The following is a 16,069-nucleotide window of genomic DNA, read 5'->3' on the forward strand; positions in this document are numbered from 1 at the left end:
GAACGTTCCATGTCCAAACCGTCCGATACGACAGCGCAGAGCCGCAGCAGGCTCGGCGCGCTACTGGTCTCACCGGCACTCGTCTTGCTCGCCGCCGTCATCGGTTACCCGATCGTCGCCGCGCTGGTCACCTCGTTCCGCACCGATCCGACCCTGCGGGACGGGTTCTTCACCACCGGCGGGGAGTTCGCGGGATTCTCCAACTACCTGCACTGGCTGGGGCAGCAGTGCGGCGACACGTCCTGTCCGCCGGGGACGCTCGGTGACCAGTTCTGGACCTCGGTCCTGGTCACGCTGTTCTTCACGGTGGTCACGGTGTCCCTTGAGGTCGTCCTCGGTCTCCTGATGGCCATCGTCATGAACCAGGCGTTCGCCGGACGCGGGTTCCTCCGCGCCGTCGTCCTGGTGCCCTGGGCGATCCCGACGGCCGTCACCGCGAAGCTCTGGTTCTTCATGTTCGCCTACGACGGCATCGTCAATCGAGCCCTCGGCACCCATATCCTGTGGACGGACGGTGCCTGGTCAGCACGGGTGGCTGTCATCATCAGCGACGTGTGGAAGACGACGCCGTTCGTCGCGCTGCTGTTGCTCGCCGGTATGTCGGGCATTCCCGGTGCGCTCTACGAGGCCGCCCGCATCGACGGGGCCTCCACGTTCCAGCGCTTCCTGCGGATCACCCTGCCGCTGATACGGCCGGCGCTGCTGGTCGCCATCGTGTTCCGCGTGCTGGACGTCCTGCGCATCTACGACCTGCCGGCGATCCTCACTCAAGGCGGTGGCGGTGATGGGCACGCGACCACGACGCTGTCGATTCTCACGGTCCGGCAGATCCAGCAAGGCTACGGCGGCGCGTCAGCCCTCTCCACGCTGACCTTCGTGCTCATCTTCGGTGTCGCTCTGGCGCTTGTCCGGGTGTTCCGGGTCAACCTCGTCCAGTCCGAACAGCATGGGATGTCCTAGTGATGACGACAGCCGAATTCTCGAAACACACGTGGAAGACGCGCCTTCGGCGGACGCGGCGGCCACTGTGGCTGTACGCCGGCGCGGCCGTCATCGTGCTCTGGTGTCTGGGCCCCTTCTACTGGATGGTGGTCACCGCGTTCCGGGACGTTGGCCACACCTTCGACGCCACCCCGTGGCCGGCGCACCCGACGCTGGACAACTTCCGGGCGGCGTTCGACACGAGCGGAGGCGACCACTTCGGACGGGCGCTGCTCAATAGCATGGTTGTCGCGTGCGCGACGACCGCGCTGGCTCTGCTCATCGGGGGCCCGGCGGCGTACGCGCTGGTACGGCTGCCGATGCGCGGCAAACCGAAGATCTTGGCGGCCGTCCTGTGCGCGTCGATGTTCCCCGGCGTCGCCATCCTGACCCCGATGTTCCAGCTGTTCACCGACATCCGATGGCTGGGGACGTACCAGGCGCTCATCGTCCCGAACATCTCCTTCGCCCTGCCCTTGGCCCTCTGGATTCTCACCAGCTTCTTCGCCGCGATGCCCTGGGAGTTGGAGAAGGCGGCGCTCGCGGACGGCGCGACCCCGGCCCAGGCGTTCCGCAAGGTCCTGCTCCCGCTCGCGGCGCCCGGTCTGTTCACCACTGCGATCATCGTGTTCTTCTCCGCCTGGGATGAGTATCTGCTGTCCAGCCTGCTGTCGAACGGGAACCCCGACGTCGCGCCGGTGACCGTGGCGATCGCCAACTTCGCCGGTTCCCAGCCGCACCAGATCCCCTATACGGCGATCATGGCGGCCGGGGCCATCGTGACGCTCCCCCTCATCGCCGCCGTCCTCGTGTTCCAGCGGCGCATCGTCACCGGCCTCACCGCGGGCGCCTTCAAGTAGGACACACGAGCCGGTCAGGCGAGCGGAGGGCGAACAGCCCGGAGGGGCTTGGCCGGGTCCGCCCGCAGGCGAGATCGTGAAGGTGCCCCGGTTCGATGGACAAGCGTCGGCGGCTCAGGAGCGCGACCTGCAGGCGTGACCAGAACGACTCCATCAGGTCGTGCCACCGAACGTGCGTCGCCCGTCGGCCGTCCGCGATCGCCGTGCCCAGCCTCGCGCTCGTCACCGTCCGCGGACCCTCGTCTGGTTCACGCCGGTGCCCCTGATCAAGCTCCTGCTCTCCCAGCTGGAGCCCGGGGGAGGGGCCTCAGGCGTACCAGTCTGCGGCGATCTCGTGGAGTGCGTTGCCCTTCCCGCGGGTGGACACGCCCAAGGTGAGGACGGCCGAGATGCTCTGCGGGTCGTTGAGCAGGCAGAAGACGTGGAATGAACCGCCGTCCCCGGTGCGGAACCCGTACGGGCGGCTGTAGGACTGGTAACCCATGTACGCGCCCTTGGAGCCCGTGCGGTAGGCGCGCCTGCTGTAGTTGTCCTCGGCCAGCCGGTAGCCGTTCCGGCCCTCCTGGTCGTGCCTGTCGTAATCCCAGAACACCATGTACTCCTGAGCGACCTCCTTGCCGATGCGGGCCGGCATGGCGGTGACGTAGCCCTCGGCGTCCCGCCGCGGCTCGGGCACCCGCTGACCGTGGTGCAACGGGCTCTTGGCCGCCAGCTTGAACGCTCCGCCCTCGGGGCGCCAGAACGCCAGAATGTGCGGGCGGTCCTGGCCCGCGTACGTGGCCTGGAGGAGGAACCACTGTCCGTCAGGAATCGTCTGCTCGCGGGGGACGTAGTAGACATGCCCGGTCAGGCGGATCGCTTCGCGTTTCTTCCTCCTGTCGCCGTCCTTCACGGCCCACCGGTCGATCACCGCTTCATGCCTGGTGCCGTCCCAGACAGTCTGTCGATCGCGGATGAATCGTCCCACCAGTCGCGGTCCTTGACCGTCCGGTTGTGGTCAGCCAGCCAGTTCGCGGCGCCCCGCTTGGCGTCTGCGATCGTGAGGCCGGTGGCGACCGGTGACGTCGATGGCGTGACCGGGGACGACCCGCGGGCGGAGGCGGTCGGCCGAGCCTGCTCGGTGGGCGGCGTGAGAGGCGGCAGCCCGCAGCCCGCAGTGGTCACCGCCAGGAGGGCAAGGGCGATGAGGGACGTTGTGCGCACGGTTGCTGATGCTTTCCGGTAGAGCGATGCCGCGGGTCAGCTTTGACCGGGATCGGCGGAGGGCGACGCGGGGGCGCCGTCGACCTCGAAGGGCGGAATCGACCCGGATGCCGAGGCGCTGATCAGAGATCACCGAGTGTTCCCACGTCGTGTCCGGCGATGTCGCCACCATGCCGTCACCGCGCCTCCGTCCTGGCCGGCGGAACACACTATCAGGGTGCTGACCTGGGTGGCGGCCGGCCCCGGGGCACTCACGCGGGCCGAACGCCGGCTCCGCCATGACGGGGCCGCCCGCCGACCTCGTCGAGGTCTTCGCCCAGCCGGTTCCAGCGCTGACGATCTGTGAGCTGCCCGGCGTGCCGTACCTGCGGGAGCTCGCGCTCGCGAAGCGGGCCAAGCCGACCGCGACCTGCGCAGCGACCTAATTAGCAGCGGCGACCTGACCGACGAGGAGCTCGGCGGGGTGGTCGCCGCCACCGGTATGCGCGGCGTGCTGAGGACGTGGAGCTCGGCGGCAGGCAACTCAAGGCGGGGACACGGTCGTCATCGCGATCAACGCCGCAAACAGGGATCCGGCCAGGTTCTCCGACCCCCACGTGCTCGATCTGCGCCGCTCAGCCGCCGGGCATCCGGCCTTCGGCCACGGCGTCCGTCTGTGCCTCGGTCAGCAGCTTGCCCGCATCGAGATGCGTGTCTCGTCTCGGTGACGGGGCTGCGTAAGTCCTACGGCACCCACCGCGTCCTAGCTAGCCCACGACGTCGTACGTGTATCCGGTGCTGAGGCGGTGGGGGTAGGAGCCGCGGCAGACGGCCGAGGACAGCTGGCGCGGGCCCTGCGCCAGACCTCCATAGATGCGTGTGCGGTCGGAGTCGGTGTTGTTCTTCTTGTAGCACCAGGTACTGACCTGGAACTTCCAGGTCGTCGTGCACTTGAGAGTGACCAGGCCGTACTTGCCGGTCTTGTTGCTGGTGGCGGAGCAGGACGCGGCGCTGCCGCTCCGTGCGGCGGCGCCGGCCGGCGCGGCGGTCACGCCGGCGGCCAGGGCGACGGATACGGCGAGGAGTCCAAGGGCGCGAAGGCGGGTCATCTGATCTCCAGACGGTGATGGACCGGATCGGGACAGACGCCATCGAATCCCAGAGCTCTATGAAAAACCTATGAGCTCGCTATCCCGTGCCCGGCCTGTCCCGTCGCGGGCAGGTGCCGGCGGCCGGCTGAGGTGAGCTCTCCGGCCCCGCCTTGGGCACCGGGTGCCGGCCGGGAGCGTACGCGGAGGACTGCATCGTGAACAGGCCGGCGTAGGTCCGGCCGGCCGCCATCAAGGTGGCGTGATCGCCGACCTCGGCCACCCGGCCCTCATCGAGGACCACGATGAGGTCGGCCATGCGGACGGTGGACAGGCGGTGCGAGACGAACACGGTGATCGCGCCCACCGACCGGCCGACGCGCCTGGCCTGCGCGGCGTACCGTTCGAACACGGCGTCCTCGGCCTCCGGGTCGAGGGCCGAGCCGGGCTCGTCCAGGACGAGCAGCAGGGGGGTCTCCCGCATGAACGCGCGGCCCAGGGCGAGCTTCTGCCACTGACCGCCGGAGAGCTCGACGCCGTCGGCGTACGACCTTCCCATCTGGGTGCTCAGGCCGTGCGGGAGGAGGGCGACGACGTCGGACGCGGCGGCGCGTTCCAGGGCCGCGGCCACCACGGCATCGTCGGCGATCCTCGGCAGGTCGCCCAGGCCGACCGCCTGCCGGGCCGTCAGCTCGTACCGGACGAAGTCCTGGAAGCCGGCCGAGACGCGCAGCCGCCACGGGTCGGGCGCCACCTGCCGCTGGTCGACGCCGTCGAGCAGGATCCGGCCGCGGGTGGGCTGGTAGAGCCCGCACAGGAGCTTGACCAGGGTGGACTTGCCGGCGCCGTTCTCGCCCACCACGGCCACGGTGGCGCCGGCCGGGAGGACCAGCCGGACGTCCGTCAGCACCGGCCTGGTCCTGCCGGGATAGGCGAAGCTCACGTCCTCCAGGGTGATCCCCCGATCGAGCCGGTCCGGTGGGCCGTGACCGCCGGCCGCCGCCGGCTGTCCTCCGACCGTTGCCTGCTCTGCGAGGGCGGCTGCCAGGTCGGCCAGCCGCCGGTGCGCGGTGGCCATCCTGTGCAGGTCCTGCATCAGCCGGACGGCGGTGGTGACCTGCTGGTTGACCTGTACGGCCAGCACCACGACCAGGACGACGCCACCCGCCGAGGCGCCCCCGGAAACCGCGCTCCTGACGGCGACGAGCACCGCGCCCGTGTACCCCGCCGCGAACGTCACCAGTCCGGCGGCACGGACCACCGTGGCGGTGAGCTGCCCTCGCCACAGGCGCCGGGTGGCGGTCGCCCACAGCCGGGCGTGGCGGTCGCGCAACTCCTCTCCCAGCGCCGAGACCCGCAGCTCGCCACCGTGCCGGGCCGTGGTCGTCAGGCGGAACAGATTGAGCGCGATGCGGGTCGGCTCGGCCGAATCCTGCCGGGCGCGGTCCAGGGTTCGGTCGGCGACGCGTCCGGCGACCAGCGGCGGCACCACGGCGAGCGGGAGCAGCAGGAGCAGCGCGCTCACCCGGGCCAGCAGGATCCCGGTGAAAGCCATGGCGATCGCGAGGCCGGCGGCGTTGACGATCGCGCCGAGACCGGTGTGGAAGCGGCGGCTCTCCCGCTGCAGCACGGTGAACGTGTCCGCGTGTTCGGGCCGGTCGTGGTGGGCGGTCCCGGGCGTCCCGTTGGACAGCGCCGCCAGCCGCAGGTCGAAGTCGATCTCGGCGAGTTCGGACAGCTCGAAGTACGCGATGTGCGCGAAGTGGCCGAAGGTCAGCGACACGATGGCGAGAACGGCGACGCCGGCTCCGGCGAGCGCCGCGGCACCGGACCGGCCGGCGAGCACGTCGTCGGTCATCCGGCCCAGGCAGGCGGCCAGGAGCGGAGCGGCCGCCGCGCCGGCGAGCACCAGGGCGAACGCGGTCGCGGTCTTGCCGCGGTCCGCCCGCCAGGCGCCGCAGACCAGGTGCCGTACCGTCCGGAAGACCTCCCTCACGTCGGGTCTCCGGTGCACTCGGCGAAGCGGTGGGCCTGCAGGCGGAACAGGTACGCGTACCGGCCGTCGAGCGCCATCAGCTCGTCATGGCTGCCCTGCTCGACGCGGCGGCCGCCGGCGAGAACGACGATGAGGTCGGCCCGGCGTACGGTGGCGAACCTGTGCGAGATCAGCACAGTGGTCGCACCCTGGGTGAGCTCGGCGAACTCGTCGAAGAACCGGGCCTCGGCGCGGACGTCCAGGCTCGCGGTGGGCTCGTCCAGGACGATGACCGGTGAGCCGTGCCGCAGCGCGAACAGCGTGCGGGCCAGGGCGATTCGCTGCCACTGCCCGCCCGACAGGTCCCCGCCGCCCGACAGGTGCCGGGCCAGCGGCACGTCCAGGCCGCCGGGCACCGCGTCCAGCATGGCGGACACGCCTGCGGTTCGCGCGGCGGCCTCGATCCCGGCCCGGTCGCCCAGCGCGTCGACCGCGCCGAAGCCGATGTTCTCCGCCGCGGACACCTCGTACCGGGCGAAGTCCTGGAAGACCACGCTCAGTTTCCGGCGCCAGGCCGCCACCGGATAGGACGCGATGTCGGTGCCGTCGGCGCGGATCGTGCCGCTGTCGGGGTCGTACAGCCGGCACAACAACTTCACCAGCGTGGACTTCCCCGCGCCGTTCATGCCGACGATGGCGGTGCACCGGCCGGCCGGGATCGTCAGGTCCAGGCCGTCGAACACGAGCCCCGGCCCTCCCGGATAGCCGAAGCGGACCTGGTCGAACCGGATGGCCTGCACCGGATCCGGCACCGCCCCGGCCGCGGTCACCGTCCCCGGGCCGGCCGGGTACGCGTCGAGCCGGGCGACGAGGCGCTCGACGGCGTCATGCGCCCGCAGGCCGACCTCGGTCTGCAGGTCCGCCTCGGAGTAGTGCTCGCCGAGCCGCACCGCGCCCAGGGCCGCCTGCACGACGATCAGGAAACCGACCAGGGTGAGCCGGTCCGCCGCCGTCGTCCCGACCGCCCAGAACACGGCGACGGTGACGGCGACGCCCGCGGCCGTGAACCAGACGAAGGGCCACACGTACGCGCGCCGCCGGGCCGCCCACAGGGGCCGCAGCCACGCGCGGTAGGCGTCCTCCAGCAGGCCGGACAACCACCCGATGAGCCCGAACACCCGGATCTCCTTGCCGGCGGCGGGCTCGATCACGAGCCGGCGAAGGTAGTCGATCCGCCGTTCCTCGTCCGCCAGCGCGACCCGCGCCTGCGCGTAGCGGCGCAGCCCGCCCCGCTGCCCGTGGCGGAACAGCAGCACCACCCCGGCCAGCCCGAGCGCGGCCCACCAGGAGAACACCGTGCCGATGGCCACGAGGCAGCAGCACAACTCGGTTGCGCGAGCGAGCAGGGCGAGCGCTCCGGCGCAGGCCTGCCCCGGGCTCTGGACCCCGTACTCCAGTTCCCGCGACGCCAGCCGCAGCGCGTCGAGAACCCGCTGATCCTCCAGGGCCGCGATGCCCCGGGGGCGAAGGGCGGCCGCCATCAGCCGGTCGTACATGAGGCCGTCCACCCGGCGCGCCGCGAGCTCACCCAGCGATTCCTGCAGCGGAGAGAGGACCTCGCGCAGCAGGAACGCAGCCGCGGCGACCGCGAACGCGGCCGGCAACCGGTCGAACGCGGGTGACCCGGTGCCGCCGGACACAGCGCCGGCCACAGCGCCGGACACAGGGCCGGACACCGCTGCGGGCACCTCCGCCAGCAGGTGGCCGGCGGCGACGACGAAGACGACGGGCAGCGCGCCGAGCGCCAGGTTCACCGGCACCATCACCGAGAGCAGCGCCGGCCCCACGCGCGGCACCAGCCGGACGACCCGCCACTGCGAACCCGGGTGTGGCGCCCCGCTCACGCCTTCCCGGCCAGGTAGTCCGCGCATGACGGCACGTCGAGGAAGCGGGCGACGTCGTTGAGGTTGAACGGGTTGATGGTCGGCAGCGGCAGGAGGAGCCGGGTGAGTGGCGTGCCGTACTTGTCGGCGATGTAGCGGTAGTTGAGGGCACAGCTCGCGATGTTGTCGTCCGCCTTCTTCTCGTGCGGGTAGTGGATGGAGCACGCCTGCCGGTTCAGGACGAACCGGGCTCCGTCGCGGTGCAGCCGGTAGGCGAGGTCGATGTCCTCCCCGCCCCAGGTGCGGAAGGCCTCGTCGAACGCCCCGACCGAGCGCAACTGGGCCGTCCGGGCCGAGGCGTTGCAGTTCCAGTACACCGTCCAGGGCGCGGGCAGGTCGCCGATCCTGTCGTCGTGCCGGACGTAGAACTCCTCCCGGAGATCCAGCCGCCCGTCCTCGGCGAGCCGGACGATGCTGGCGTCGGGGTCGGTGACGTCGACCCTCCGCTCGATGAGCTCGGCGTCCTCGTTGTCCAGGTTGAAGCCGTAGACGTACCCCACGACGGCCGTCGGGCCTGGAGCGGAGGCGTGGCTGTCGAGATGGGCGCTGAGACAGCGGGAGTGGGCCAGTACCCCTGAGTCGATGAAGACGCAGATGTCGGCGGTCGCGTGTGCTATCCCTACGTTGCGGGCGGCGGCGAGCCGGTAGCCCTGGTCCTCCTGGTAGTGGTAGGTCACCGCGAGCCGGTCGCGGTACCGGTCGACGACCGCGGCCGTGCCGTCGCTGGATCCGTCGTCCACGACCACCACCTCGAACCGGTCGGCCGGCAGGTCCTGGCGGGTCAGCGCGTGCAGGGTCCAGTCGAGCAGGCGGGCGCGGTTGTACGTGGGGATGATCACAGAACACGTGAGGGAGTGGTCCATGGCTGTCCGTCCTTGATCGGTTCGGGGATCGCGGCGCTGATCGCCGTGACGAAGCGGTCGACGCGGGTACGGGTCACGCCCGGGGTGCAGACGATGTGGCTGATCCCGCGGACCGCCGGAAGCGCCCACGTCTCGAGGACGGTGCGCGGGGGCGTCGGGAACACCACCGTGCGGGCACGGCGGTGCGCGCGCCACGCCGGCCACCCGGCGGCGGCGAGCCGGCGCTGGGCGTACTCGGCGGTGGCCTGCCCGGCCTGTGCCAGCTCCCGCAGGCCGCTGATCCCACGTTCCTTGAGGAGGTACCAGAGGATCAGGGCGGCATGCCCGTTGCGGGAGCTGGTCAGCGAGTCGGAGGCGCCGCACAGCAGGTCCGAGGCGCTCGGGCTCCGCCCGGGGTCGATCCTGGTCAGGACGACTCCGCAGGGGAACGGCGCGCCGAGGAACTTGTGGCCGCTGATCGACAGGCTGTCGGCCCCCTGGGCGTGCAGCCCGAACACGGGACGGCCCTCGGCGTGCAGCGCCAGCGGGATGCCCGACATGGCGGCGTCGGCGTGGAGATGGGACTGCTTGCCGGCGGCCGACAGCGTGACACGGATGCTCCGCACGTCGTCCACGGCCTCGGTCAGCGTGGTGCCGATCGTGGCCACCACGATCGCCGACGGGTGCGGGTCGGCCACGAGCCGCCGCATGAGGGCGGTGTAGTTCATCTCGCCCTGGATGTCGGTCGGCACGGCGACGTTCTCCATGCGCAGCATGCCGGCGCTGCGGGCCACGCAGGGGTGCGCCGCCCTGGAGTGGTAGACCTTCGCCCCTGGATGCGCCGCCCGCGCGAGCCACAGGCCGTGCAGGACGCCTTCGCTGCCCCCAGAGGTCACGTGGCCCCACCGCCGGGCCGGGCCGGCGCCGAACAGGTCGGCCAGGTCCTCGACGAGCTCGCGTTCGAGGTCCTTGGTGTGCCAGGGAAAGACCGGGTCGACCTCGGGGTCGCCGTAGTTGTTGAGCTCATGCGACAGGAAGGGCACGAGCGACTGGGGAAAGGCGGCCGACCAGCCCGGGAAGCCGACCTTGTGGCGTTCGGCGGCGGCGAGCCGGCGCAACCGGTCGGCGACCGTGTCCGCGAGCGGGTCGCTGCTGCTCAGGGTGGTCACCGGGGGCTCTTCAGGCGGAGCGCGGCCTGCTCGCGCACGGGGCTCGACGCGGCCACGAGGCCGGCCACCGCACCGAACGGGTCGAACTCGGCGATCTCCGCGCGCAGCCGACCGGCCGCCGCGCGGTAGCGGGCATCGCCGAGCACGGTGGTGACCGCCCGACGGACCTGCTCCGGCCGGGGGCGCCCGGTACGCAGGTCGAGTCCCGCGCCGCTCCACTGCACCCGGGCCGCCACCTCGGGCTTGTCCTCCGTGTCGCCGGCGACCACCAGCGGCACCCCGTTCCGCAACGCGGCATGCACGCCGCCGTAGCCGCCGTTGGTGACCAGGACGCTCGCCAGCGGCAGCAGCCGGTCGAACGGCACGTAGCCGGCGATGACGGCGTTGCCGGGGATCTCGGGGAGCAGGCGAGCGAAGTCCTCCGGGCCGTCAGGGCGGGCCGTCGCCGCGACGACCGTGACGTCGGTGGCGGCGAGCCCTCGCACCGTCGGCAGGATCAACTCCGAAAGGTCCTCGTTGGCCAGCGTGCCCTGGGTCACCGCCACGACCGGGCGGCCCGCCGTGGCGGACTCGGGCCACCACTCCGGCGTCACGAAGGAGTCGCTCGACGGTTGCGGCAGCGCCCCGACGCACCGGAACGAATCGGGCGCGTCCGAACGTGGGTACTCGAAGCCGGGCACGGTCAGCTGGAGATAGTGATCGGGCCCGGTGACCGCACAGTCGAAGATGAACCCGGGCAGGTCACAGCCGATGGCCCCGAAGACGCTCGCGACGTCCTTCTGCAGGCCCGCGTACGCGTCGAGCGTCTCGGCGTTGAGCCGGCGGTTCCGCGCACGTCCCTCGGGGCCGCCGAGATACGGAATCCCGGGCCCGAACGGGGGAACGTCGTCGCTCAGCAGCATGGGGGGAAGGACGCCGAGGCAGATCGTCGTCGGCCGGATGGCGCTCGGCGGTCGCAGGGACACCGGCAGGGCGCCGAGGAAGACGGTGTCGTGCACGAGCACGCTGGCGGGGAAATGTTCGAGCAGGGCCTGGATCTGACGGTATTGCGCGGCCGCCGCGTCCGCGAACACCCGCTTCCAGAAGAAGGTGTGGTGCTCGTGTCCCGTGCCCGCGTCGGCGAATTCTGGAAATGCGGCGGACATGTGCCGGTCGTCGAAGTCCGCTTCCTCGGGGAGCGCTTCAAAACGGGTCCCGCCGGACATCACGGCATCCTCGAAACGTGAACCCGTCACGAAGAGCACGTCGTGGCCGCGGGTTTGGAGGTTTTTCGCGACCGTGAGCAAGGGGGTTACGTGACCGTGGAAGGGTGTCGCCGCGAACAGGACTTTCGCCATCGGGGCTCCAGGAGTGCGGGGACTTGCGGCACTGGTCGGTGCATCGGGGCAGCGGTTCTCTCCGTCGGCCAGGGGCGTTCGCGCCGCGAGCCCCGGCCCGGTGCCCGAGAAGGGGCGCCGGCCATGCGGGCCGGACGCACGCCATTGCGCCCCGACTCAAGCTGGTTGAGATGCATAACAATGATTGTTAGTCGCGTTTCGAGCGCAATATAATTTCGTGGGAGCGCTCCCGCAAGACCGGATTCCGTCAGGCGGAATAGAGAGCCGGGGGTGATGAGTTGGCGGCGGATGCCGGTTCGCCGCGGACGGATCCGAGATGCGCCGACAGGCACCCGGTGCGCCAGGTGCGTCGAGACCGCGGTTTCGCGGGACACATCCGGTCCGGTCCGAATACGGTGACTCGTTGACATTCGGCCAAGCCCGTAAGCCTTCGGGGGTCACTTCATGCGCACCGCAGCCGCAGTCCTCTCCTTCGTGCTCGCCATCACCATCCTGCCCGTCCGGCCCGCCACCGCCGCGGTTTCCGCCTCGCCGCTGCCGGGCGGCAAGACCACCTATGTCGTCTCACAAGGTCATCTGAAGGCCGCCTCCCGGCAGAACTGGGTCCGCCTGGGCAGCTACCGCTTCGCCGCCAACGGCACGGTGAGCGCCGCCCTGTACCTGTGGTGGCAACGTCATCCCAAGGCCAGGCAGCGCACCGGCACCGTCCCCGACCCCAGCTGCACCACCAAGGCGGGCGGTGCCGCGTCGCGGCCCCGCGCCTGCGAGGTGCTCACCGCCGGGGGCTTCACCGGCGGCCCGAGCGAGAAGCGCACGGGGACGTACACCGTGGCGGGCGACGTGCTCACGATCCGGTGGAAGATCGCCCAGACGTGGACGGAGCAGTGGTACGTGCGGCGCTCGCCCGACGGCAGGCTGGCCCGCCTGGACCTCAAGCGGAGCACGCTGGCCACCCACGGGTACGCCTACGGCAGCAACGCCGCGCTCGGGACCCGTCGCGCGATGAGCTCGGTCAAGGCGTTCCGCGGCTCGCTCAGGCAGGACCTGACGAGCTGGGCGAGCGGCAAGCTCGTGAACTCCGCCGATCAGCCGTTCGGCCACTCCGCCTTCCGCGCCTGCACCGGCACCACCTCATGCCTGACCTACCTGCAGCCGTCCTCGCGCGGCGCGTGCCAGAAGTCCGGCGGCTGCCCCAAGTACGGAGGCGGGACGCGCCCCAACATCAGCTCCATCCAGTACTACCTGACGATGATCTCCAAGTCCGACCGCCGTGACACCCTGTGGCACTGGTGCACCTGCCTGGCGATGGAGCGCCGTGAGTTCTGCTACACCGGCAACTCCCACGTCAAACCGCTCATGCAGATCATCGACGACCGGGGAGCCTTTCGCGGCTGGGTCGGCGCGGAGGCCTCCTTCTCGACCGGCTCCCGGGCCACGGACATGCTGGCGGTGCTGCGCGTCTCCGACTTCCGCTGACCGGTCCGCACCTGAATGCCCGCCTCCGCCGGCGTCCCCGAGGGGCGCCGGCGGAATGCGGTGGACGGTGGCGTTCTTGGCGCGGCCGTGGACGTGGCCGCAGGGGTCCACACCTCGCTGAGCTCCCGGGGCGCGGGCCCGACCTGTGGCGCTACCACGAGCTGCCCCCGGTCAGGGACCGCGGTCGGCGTCTCCCGGGCTGCGGCCGGAGATCACCCGGCGCGAGTGCGTGGCGTCGGGCACGGACCTGCACCTGGTGGATGGTCTGATCAGCGACGCGGGGCGGATGGTCGGCGAGCTGGTCGCGGTGGCGTCCGGCATCAGCGTGCCCAAGCCCGCCGGCGACGGGCACCGCGGTCACGGTCACCAACGCCGAGCTGCTGGCCGAGCCAAGGGAGGTCGCGGCCCTGGAGGTGGACGCGCACCTGGTCTGACATATTCCCCTGTTTGTTGGTAGCTTTAATCTCCTTACGGGCAGAAGGACCGAAGGAGACTTCCGTGACATCCGCGACGACGGACGCCACCCCACGCGACGGAACGAGGGGTGAGCCGCCGCTGCTGCTCGTCGACCGGGTCGCGATCGGCTACCAGCGGCAGGGCCGCCACGTGCCGGCGGTGGCGGAGGCCGGCTTCGAGGTGCGGCGCGGCGAGAAGATCATGGTGCTCGGCCCTTCGGGCTCGGGCAAGTCCACCCTGCTCAAGGCCGTCGGGGGATATCTCCGCCCGACGGCCGGCCGCATCCTCGTCGACGGGCGCGACACCCCGGAGCCAGGCCCGGACCGTGCCTTCGTCTTCCAGGAGTTCGACCAGCTCTTCCCGTGGCGCACGGTGCTCGGCAACGTCGTCCACGCGCTGCGGGTGACAGGCGCCGACCGGCGGCAGGCCCGGCGGCGGGCCGTCGAGCACCTGGAGCTCATGGGGCTGGGGGATGCCCTCGACAGCCATCCCCACCAGCTGTCGGGCGGCATGAAACAGCGCGTCGCGATCGCGCGGGCGCTGGCCATGGACCCCCTGATGCTGCTCATGGACGAACCCTTCGGCGCGCTCGACGCGCAGACCAGGGGACGGCTGCAGCGCGAGCTCGCCGGGATCGCCGCGCGCACCGACGTGACCCTGCTGTTCGTCACCCACAGCATCGACGAGGCCGTGCTGCTCGGCGACCGCGTGGTCGTGCTCGGCGGCCGTCCCTCGCGCGTCGAGGACATCGTCGACGTCTCCGGCCTGCAGCCGGACTCGCCGGGGTTCGCCGAGGCCCGGCGCCGGCTGCGTGCCCTGCTCGCGGAGGAAGGGGAGGACCTTGACGGCGCCGTCTTCGAGTGACGTGCTGGAGCCCGCCGGGAGGGACCGGCCGGAGCCGGTCGCCCATCGCCGGTCGCCGCGCCTCTGGTCACGCCTGCCGAGCTGGGCCCGCCGGACGATCGTGTTCGTCGCGCTGGTCGGAGCCTGGCAGCTCTACACCTCGCTGTCCGGGGTGAGCCCGTTCGTCTTCTCCGGCCCCTGGGACGTGGCCACGGCGTTCGCCGACGGCTGGGCCGGCGGGGAGATCACCGGTTCCACCCTGACCACCATGAGGCTGCTCGGCGCTGGCGTGGGCATCGGGGTCGTGCTGACCGTCGTCCTCACCGTGCTCGCCGTCACCACGACGATCGGGAACGACGTCCTGACGCTGGTGTCGTCCATGGTCAACCCGCTGCCGTCGGTGGCGATCCTGCCCCTCGCGATGCTCTGGTTCGGGCTGACCGACACTGCGTTGATCTTCGTCACGGCCAACGCCGTGCTGTGGCCGATGACCGTCAACGTCAGCATGGGCCTGCGGACCACGCCCGCCACGCTCGTCATGGTCGGCCGCAACCTGGGCCTGAGCGGCTGGCGGCTGGCCCGCGACGTGATGATGCCGGCCGCGCTGCCGCACGCAATCGCCGGCCTGAAGACCGGCTGGGCGTTCGGCTGGCGCACGATCATCGCGGCGGAGCTGGTGTTCGGGGCCGCCGGCGCCGACGGCGGGCTCGGCTTCTTCATCAACAACTCCCGGTACTACGCCCGGATCCCGGACGTGTTCGCCGGGCTGGTGACGATCGCATTGATCGGCATCGCGCTCGACCTGGTGTTCAACCTGGTCGAGCGGTACACGGTGACCCGCTGGGGCATGAGGGAGGGCACGGCATGATCTGGACTCCGCAAGGCTCGCGTACGCCGGCGAACCGGCTCGCACCGCGACGCTACAGCCGCCGCGACGCCCTGCGCGTCGGCGCGGCCGGCGCCGGGCTGGCGGCGCTGGCCGCCGCGTGCGGCGAAGGGGGCGGCTCGGGTGGCTCCGGCGAGGAGATCAACATCTCGCAGGGCTCCGGGATCAGCTACGCCGCGCTCACCATCATGCAGGCCAACGGCTGGCTGGAGAAGGATCTCCCGGGACGTACGATCAACTGGAAGCTCGTCAGCGGCGGCGCGGCCACCCGCGACGGGCTGCTGGCCGGCCAGCTGCACGTCGGCTCCAGCGGCGTCGGCCCCTACCTCATCGGCTGGGACGCCGGCATCCCCTGGAAGATCGTCAGCTCCCTCAACGACATGCCCCTGTGGCTGGTGGCCAAGGACCCGCGCCTGCGCGGGCTGCGGGACTTCGAGCCCACCGACAAGATCGCCGCCGTCTCGCCGGGCTCCATCCAGTCCGTCATGTTGCAGAAGGCCGCGCGGCAGCAGCTCGGCGACGCCCACGCGCTCGACGGGAACATCGTCGCGATGGCCCACCCCGACGCGTTGCAGGCCCTGGTCGGCGGGCAGATCGCGGCCGCCTACACCTCGCCGCCGTTCCAGTTCCAGGCGGTGGAGCAGGGCTCGCGCAAGCTGGTCGACAGCTACGAGCTGTTCGGCCCGCACGGGTTCAACATGATGGTCGCCACCCAGGAGTACGCGGAGCAGAACGGCGACGTGATCGAGGCGGTGCACAGGAACATCGCCCGGGCCAGCGACCTCATCAGGAACTCTCCCGGCGAGGCCGCGCAGATCCTCTCCAAGGCCGAAGGGGGGAAGGTCTCCCCGGCCCGGTACGAGGAGTACCTGACGTTCGACGGCATCGAGTTCACCACGACGCCGCACGCCCTGCTGAAGCTCGGCGCCTTCATGAAGGAGGTCGGCGTCGTCAAGAAGACGCCCGCCGACTGGCGTGACGTGGTCTTCGACACGGTCAAGCAGGAGGACGGCTCCTGAGCGTCACCAGGC

The 16,069-nt window shown here is 71.1% G+C and carries 13 protein-coding genes and 1 pseudogene; 7 read left to right on the plus strand and 7 right to left on the minus strand.

Annotated elements, in window-relative coordinates; translation table 11 throughout:
• Window positions 1-9: 9 nt before the first annotated feature.
• Together ACTWPV_RS28205 and ACTWPV_RS28210 are read left to right on the plus strand one after the other, a co-directional pair.
• Window positions 10-960, plus strand: coding sequence for a carbohydrate ABC transporter permease (locus tag ACTWPV_RS28205; protein WP_443154109.1), 951 nt, complete (start codon window positions 10-12; stop codon window positions 958-960).
• A gap of 2 nt (window positions 961-962) precedes the next feature.
• Window positions 963-1,841, plus strand: a complete 879-nt coding sequence (locus ACTWPV_RS28210) for a carbohydrate ABC transporter permease (protein ID WP_347648975.1) — start codon at window positions 963-965, stop codon at window positions 1,839-1,841.
• Between the two features lie 307 nt (window positions 1,842-2,148).
• Here the strand turns inward: ACTWPV_RS28210 and ACTWPV_RS28215 are convergent, their stop codons facing one another.
• On the minus strand, window positions 2,149-2,808 hold the full coding sequence (locus ACTWPV_RS28215) for a hypothetical protein (RefSeq protein ID WP_443154110.1): 660 nt from the start codon (window positions 2,806-2,808) through the stop codon (window positions 2,149-2,151).
• A gap of 520 nt (window positions 2,809-3,328) precedes the next feature.
• Between ACTWPV_RS28215 and ACTWPV_RS28220 the strand changes: the two are divergent.
• A pseudogene (locus tag ACTWPV_RS28220) lies at window positions 3,329-3,742 on the plus strand (cytochrome P450); the annotation flags it as partial.
• A gap of 48 nt (window positions 3,743-3,790) precedes the next feature.
• On the opposite strand, the gene ACTWPV_RS28225 reads toward ACTWPV_RS28220, so the two are convergent.
• From ACTWPV_RS28225 to ACTWPV_RS28250, 6 genes are all read right to left on the minus strand, one after another.
• Window positions 3,791-4,132, minus strand: coding sequence for a hypothetical protein (locus ACTWPV_RS28225; RefSeq protein ID WP_443154111.1), 342 nt, complete (start codon window positions 4,130-4,132; stop codon window positions 3,791-3,793).
• A gap of 79 nt (window positions 4,133-4,211) precedes the next feature.
• Window positions 4,212-6,107 (minus strand): ATP-binding cassette domain-containing protein, encoded by a 1,896-nt coding sequence (locus tag ACTWPV_RS28230; RefSeq protein WP_443154112.1) that lies wholly within the window; start codon window positions 6,105-6,107, stop codon window positions 4,212-4,214.
• Window positions 6,104-8,017, minus strand: a complete 1,914-nt coding sequence (locus tag ACTWPV_RS28235) for an ABC transporter ATP-binding protein (protein ID WP_443154113.1) — start codon at window positions 8,015-8,017, stop codon at window positions 6,104-6,106. The genes ACTWPV_RS28230 and ACTWPV_RS28235 overlap by 4 nt, the downstream gene beginning before the upstream one ends.
• Entirely contained in the window at window positions 7,987-8,892 is a 906-nt protein-coding gene (locus tag ACTWPV_RS28240; protein WP_443154114.1) for a glycosyltransferase, read from the minus strand. The genes ACTWPV_RS28235 and ACTWPV_RS28240 overlap by 31 nt, the downstream gene beginning before the upstream one ends.
• Window positions 8,865-10,040 (minus strand): pyridoxal-dependent decarboxylase, encoded by a 1,176-nt coding sequence (locus ACTWPV_RS28245; RefSeq protein ID WP_443154115.1) that lies wholly within the window; start codon window positions 10,038-10,040, stop codon window positions 8,865-8,867. The genes ACTWPV_RS28240 and ACTWPV_RS28245 overlap by 28 nt, the downstream gene beginning before the upstream one ends.
• A complete protein-coding gene (locus ACTWPV_RS28250; protein WP_443154116.1) occupies window positions 10,037-11,377 on the minus strand; it encodes a glycosyltransferase in 1,341 nt (446 codons plus the stop codon). The genes ACTWPV_RS28245 and ACTWPV_RS28250 overlap by 4 nt, the downstream gene beginning before the upstream one ends.
• A 444-nt stretch (window positions 11,378-11,821) precedes the next feature.
• Between ACTWPV_RS28250 and ACTWPV_RS28255 the strand changes: the two genes are divergently transcribed.
• From ACTWPV_RS28255 to ACTWPV_RS28270, 4 genes are all read left to right on the plus strand, one after another.
• Window positions 11,822-12,853 (plus strand): hypothetical protein, encoded by a 1,032-nt coding sequence (locus ACTWPV_RS28255; RefSeq protein ID WP_443154117.1) that lies wholly within the window; start codon window positions 11,822-11,824, stop codon window positions 12,851-12,853.
• Window positions 12,854-13,351: 498 nt separating this feature from the next.
• Entirely contained in the window at window positions 13,352-14,173 is an 822-nt protein-coding gene (locus ACTWPV_RS28260; RefSeq protein ID WP_443154118.1) for an ABC transporter ATP-binding protein, read from the plus strand.
• Window positions 14,151-15,020, plus strand: coding sequence for an ABC transporter permease (locus ACTWPV_RS28265; protein WP_443154119.1), 870 nt, complete (start codon window positions 14,151-14,153; stop codon window positions 15,018-15,020). Before ACTWPV_RS28260 ends, ACTWPV_RS28265 begins: the two co-directional genes overlap by 23 nt.
• Complete coding sequence (locus ACTWPV_RS28270) at window positions 15,017-16,057, plus strand: ABC transporter substrate-binding protein (RefSeq protein WP_443154120.1); 1,041 nt, start codon at window positions 15,017-15,019, stop codon at window positions 16,055-16,057. Before ACTWPV_RS28265 ends, ACTWPV_RS28270 begins: the two co-directional genes overlap by 4 nt.
• The last annotated feature ends 12 nt before the right edge of the window (window positions 16,058-16,069 follow it).

It is taken from the genome of Nonomuraea sp. KM88, from assembly GCF_052245635.1.
Taxonomy (GTDB): Bacteria; Actinomycetota; Actinomycetes; order Streptosporangiales; family Streptosporangiaceae; genus Nonomuraea.

Bases quoted from the DNA above. Each gene is read 5' to 3' on its own strand.
- ACTWPV_RS28205 (WP_443154109.1), top strand. From the start codon at position 10: ATGTCCAAACCGTCCGATACGACAGCGCAGAGCCGCAGCAGGCTCGGC.
- ACTWPV_RS28210 (WP_347648975.1), top strand. From the start codon at position 963: ATGACGACAGCCGAATTCTCGAAACACACGTGGAAGACGCGCCTTCGG.
- ACTWPV_RS28225 (WP_443154111.1), bottom strand. From the start codon at position 4,132: ATGACCCGCCTTCGCGCCCTTGGACTCCTCGCCGTATCCGTCGCCCTG.
- ACTWPV_RS28235 (WP_443154113.1), bottom strand. From the start codon at position 8,017: ATGCGCGGACTACCTGGCCGGGAAGGCGTGAGCGGGGCGCCACACCCG.
- ACTWPV_RS28240 (WP_443154114.1), bottom strand. From the start codon at position 8,892: ATGGACCACTCCCTCACGTGTTCTGTGATCATCCCCACGTACAACCGC.
- ACTWPV_RS28250 (WP_443154116.1), bottom strand. From the start codon at position 11,377: ATGGCGAAAGTCCTGTTCGCGGCGACACCCTTCCACGGTCACGTAACC.
- ACTWPV_RS28255 (WP_443154117.1), top strand. From the start codon at position 11,822: ATGCGCACCGCAGCCGCAGTCCTCTCCTTCGTGCTCGCCATCACCATC.
- ACTWPV_RS28270 (WP_443154120.1), top strand. From the start codon at position 15,017: ATGATCTGGACTCCGCAAGGCTCGCGTACGCCGGCGAACCGGCTCGCA.